The sequence below is a fragment of the Pseudomonas sp. AL10 genome, assembly GCF_029960685.1.
GTDB classification, from domain to species: domain Bacteria; phylum Pseudomonadota; class Gammaproteobacteria; order Pseudomonadales; family Pseudomonadaceae; genus Aquipseudomonas; species Aquipseudomonas lactis.
On record NZ_JASBQZ010000083.1, the window covers coordinates 1 to 4,119 of the forward strand.

The following is a 4,119-nucleotide window of genomic DNA, read 5'->3' on the forward strand; positions in this document are numbered from 1 at the left end:
AATCCCTGTCGAATTCCGGCCAGCGTGGTTTGACGGGGCGCCTAAGATCAAGAGCGGCTCGCTTCGCATCGTGGTTAGCGTCTCCAGATGGCCGGCTGGCCCTTTTTGTAGGAGCGAGCAAGCTCGCTCCTACACCCTCTGCACCTGCAGCCCTAGCTGTTCATACGCCTGCACATCCGGCGCGTCCCACTCGGTAATCAGCGTATGAATACGGCTGCACGGCGCAACCACAAAGGGTTCCACTGCGCCGAGTTTGTCTGAGGTGGTCACGGCGATGACGTGGGACGCGCTGTCGAGCAAGGCTTGCTTGACGGCCACTTCACCAAAATGCAGCGAGGTGATGCCTACTTGTGGGTGTAATGCGCACACTCCGGTGAACAACAGGTCGGCCTTGACGCTCTGGATCAGGCGCACCGCTTCATGGCCGCCGGTGGAGAGGGTGGCTGGGTTGAGTTGGCCGCCGGCCAGGATGATCTTCACATGCGGATGGTCGGCCAGGGCGATGGCGATCATCGGGGATGGCGTGATCACGGTCAGGTGCAGTGCATGGGGCAAGCACTGAGCGATCTGCAAGGTGGTAGAGCCGGAATCGAACAGCACGATCTGGCCGTCTTCAGCCCGGCCTGCCGCTACGCGTGCGAGGTGGCGCTTGACCTCGTTGGTCTCGCCGACACGGGTAAAGAAATCCTTGCCGGTATCCTTGGGCCGGGGCAGGGCGCCGCCGTGTACGCGTTGCAGCAGGCCGGCGGCGGCGAGTTCGCCGAGGTCGCGGCGGATGGTGTCCTGAGACACGGCGAAATGTTCGACCAACTCGGAGGCGGTGACCTTGCCGTCGCGTTCCAGCAACAACAAAATCTTCTGCTTGCGCAGGGAAGGCAGGTCGATGGCTTGATGAGTGTTGTGCATGTTTGTGCGCTTTATTGCGGGTTTGTGCGAGATTAATCCCCGCTTCATCTAAACGCAACGGCTGGTTGCCCACGCTCCTGCCGGTTACTCTCTGTGTTCAGTTCAGGGAGAGGTGACCCGATGCCGTTGATCACAACCATCGAAGACTTACGCAAGCTGGCGCAAAAGCGTGTGCCCCGCATGTTCTACGACTACGCCGATTCCGGCTCCTGGACTGAGAGCACCTACCGCGCCAACGAAACGGATTTTGCACGTATCAAGTTCCGCCAACGGGTGGCGCGCAATATCGACGAGCGTTCGATCCGCGCCAGTATGATCGGCCAAAACATGGCCATGCCCGTGGCGCTGGCGCCGACTGGTCTGGCGGGCATGCAGCATGCCGATGGTGAAATCCTCACTGCCCGTGCCGCTGCCGCGTTCGGGCTGCGCTACACCTTGTCGACCATGAGTATCTGTTCGCTGGAAGACATCGCCGAGCATGTCGGCCAGCCGTTCTGGTTCCAGTTGTATGTGATGCGCGACCGCAGTTTTATCGAGCAGTTGATCGAGCGCGCCAAGGCGGCCGGGGTGGATGCATTGGTGCTGACCCTGGATTTGCAGATTCTGGGGCAGCGCCACAAGGACTTGATCAATGGTTTGTCCGCGCCGCCCAAGCTGACCCTGCCGAACATTCTCAACATGATGACCAAGCCGCGCTGGGTGATGGGCATGCTGGGTACCCAGCGGCGTGGTTTCGGCAATATCGTCGGGCATGTGAAGGGGGTGGCCGACATGAGTTCGCTGTCGTCGTGGACCGCTCAGCAATTTGACCCGCGCCTGAGCTGGGACGATGTGGCGTGGATCAAGCGGTGCTGGGGCGGCAAGCTGATCATCAAGGGCATTCTCGATGTGGAGGATGCGCGCTTGGCGGCCGATTGCGGTGCCGATGCGTTGGTGGTGAGTAACCACGGTGGCCGGCAGCTTGATGGCGCGCCGTCGAGCATCAGCCAATTGCCGGCGATTGTCGAGGCCGTGGGCAACCGCATTGAAGTGTGGCTCGACGGGGGTATTCGTTCCGGCCAGGACGTGCTCAAGGCCATGGCGCTGGGCGCCAAGGGCACCATGATTGGCCGCCCGCATTTGTATGGGTTGGGGGCGATGGGCGAGGCGGGGGTGACCAAGGCGCTTGATATCATCGCCCGCGAACTGGACGTGTCGATGGCGCTCTGCGGCTATAAGGATATACGCGAGGTGAATCGCGAAATCCTGTTGCCCGGCACCTTTCCTGGAAGCACGGCTTGAGCAGAAAAAACGTAAAAATATAAAAAGAGTTGTCCACGAAAACCGTGGGTATCTCTGTGGATAACTTTGCGAAGGCCCGGCAGCGTTGGCGATTTCCGCGAAGATCATTATTTGATCAACTTGCATTTCGGGCCAACATGGCCAGGGTTTGCGCTTGACAGCCAAGCGCGAACCCAGTGCCGAAAAGCGTATTTATGAGGCGTTATCGCGGCCTGTGGAGTGTGTCACCACCTGGGCGGGCATCTTCGTGCGCATCAGGTTTTCCAGCGCCTGCCCATAGCTGCGTCCGGCGAGGTTCATGCTGTTGTTATGGCTGGCACCGGGCACCAGCAACAGGTGTTTGGGTTGCTGGGCGGCTTCGAATAACTGCTGGCTGAAGCGCGGTGGTACGTAGCGGTCGTCGAGGCCGTGGACCACCAGCAGCGGCATGTGGATGTCGGCAATCTTGTCGATGGAATCGAACTTCTGCGACAGCAACCAGCGCACCGGCAATGAGGTGTTGGCAACGGCCGTGGCGACATCCGCCAGGGAGGTGAACGTGGACTCGATCACCAGCCCGCGCACCGGCAATGGCACCTGCTTGCCCAACTCGGCAGCGAGGTCGATGGCGACCGCGCCACCCAGGGAGTGCCCGTAGATCAGGCGCTTGCCGGGGTCTGGTTGCAGGGTCTGGAAACGCTCCCAGGCAATGCGAGCGTCCTCGTACACCGTGGCTTCCGAGGGCAAGTCGCCCTGGCTTTGGCCAAAGCCGCGATAGTCGATGGCCAGGACCGAAAAGCCCAGGGCATGCAATTGCTCGATGCGAAACAATTGGCCCGTGAGGTTCCAGCGTACCCCGTGCAGGTAGAGGATGGCGGGCGCGTCTTTGTTGGCTGCCGGGTACCACCAGCCATGAATGTTCTGCCCTGCTTTGAAACTGGCGGGCTTGAGTTCGAATTCCTGCACCGCCTTGGGCAGGCCGGTGTACCAGCCGGCGGTTCCCGGCTCGATGCGAAACACAAGTTCGCGCTCCTTGTGTTGCAACACGGCGCAACCGACCGGCAGGCCGACAATCAACACGGCCATGCACAGCCAGACAAACCAGCGCAGGCCCCGGCGGGGCATAGAAGCAGAAGACATGAAGGTTCCAGAACAAAGATGAAGCACGGGTTTTACCAGATGGCCTGGGCGGGTAGGCATTAATGCGACGGCCGTGACCGATGAAAGTGTTACAGCATTGAACAATCCTCGTGCGGGTTGATAGGGTGGATGGCTTGAACCTGCCCCACCTGCAAAGGCCCACACATGAATAACAGCCCCGTGCGCATCACCGCCGAAGAAACCCTCTCGGACAACTGGTACCTGCTGAAGAAATACAGCTTCGACCTGCGCCGTCGCGACGGCAGTTGGCAAGCCCAGACCCGCGAGGTGTATGACCGGGGCAACGGTGCCACCATCCTGTTGTACAACCGCGAACAACGCACGGTGTTGCTGATTCGCCAGTTCCGCATGCCCACGTTCGTCAACGATTACCCCGGCTACCTGATTGAAGCGGCAGCCGGTTTGCTCGACAACGCCAGCGCCGAAGAGCGCATCCGCCTGGAGGCCGAGGAAGAGACCGGCTATCGCGTGGGGCATGTGGAAAAAATCTATGCGGCGTTCATGAGCCCAGGATCGGTAACCGAGCGTATTCACTTTTTTATCGGCGAATATCAGCCAGGTGACCGAGTGGGGGCGGGTGGTGGCCTGGAAGAAGAGGGCGAGGATATCGAGGTGTTGGAGCTGGGCTTCGAGCAGGCGCTGGCGATGGTGCAGAGTGGGGAGATTGTGGATGGCAAGACGATTATGTTGTTGCAGCATCTGGAGGTGCGGATGTTGAAAGAGGGGTGGTGAGGCGCCTACACAACTTTGTGGGCTGTAGCAGCAGACGGTAACCACGATGCGAAGCGAGCC

The 4,119-nt window shown here is 60.3% G+C and carries 4 protein-coding genes; 2 read left to right on the forward strand and 2 right to left on the reverse strand.

Features of this window, described 5'->3' with window-relative positions:
- Positions 1 to 129: 129 nt before the first annotated feature.
- On the reverse strand, positions 130 to 906 hold the full coding sequence (locus tag QK296_RS28815) for a DeoR/GlpR family DNA-binding transcription regulator (protein WP_003191879.1): 777 nt from the start codon (positions 904 to 906) through the stop codon (positions 130 to 132).
- 120 nt (positions 907 to 1,026) lie between these two features.
- Between QK296_RS28815 and QK296_RS28820 the strand changes: the two genes are divergently transcribed.
- Positions 1,027 to 2,187, forward strand: coding sequence for an alpha-hydroxy acid oxidase (locus tag QK296_RS28820; RefSeq protein ID WP_169855928.1), 1,161 nt, complete (start codon positions 1,027 to 1,029; stop codon positions 2,185 to 2,187).
- A gap of 192 nt (positions 2,188 to 2,379) precedes the next feature.
- Here QK296_RS28820 and QK296_RS28825 read toward each other — a convergent pair whose 3' ends face one another.
- Entirely contained in the window at positions 2,380 to 3,306 is a 927-nt protein-coding gene (locus QK296_RS28825; protein ID WP_032903886.1) for an alpha/beta hydrolase, read from the reverse strand.
- Positions 3,307 to 3,471: 165 nt separating this feature from the next.
- Here QK296_RS28825 and QK296_RS28830 point away from each other — a divergent pair, with 165 nt between their 5' ends.
- Positions 3,472 to 4,059 carry an NUDIX domain-containing protein gene (locus QK296_RS28830; RefSeq protein ID WP_034135859.1) on the forward strand — a complete coding sequence of 196 codons (588 nt, stop codon included), beginning with the start codon at positions 3,472 to 3,474 and terminating at the stop codon, positions 4,057 to 4,059.
- Positions 4,060 to 4,119: the final 60 nt, after the last annotated feature.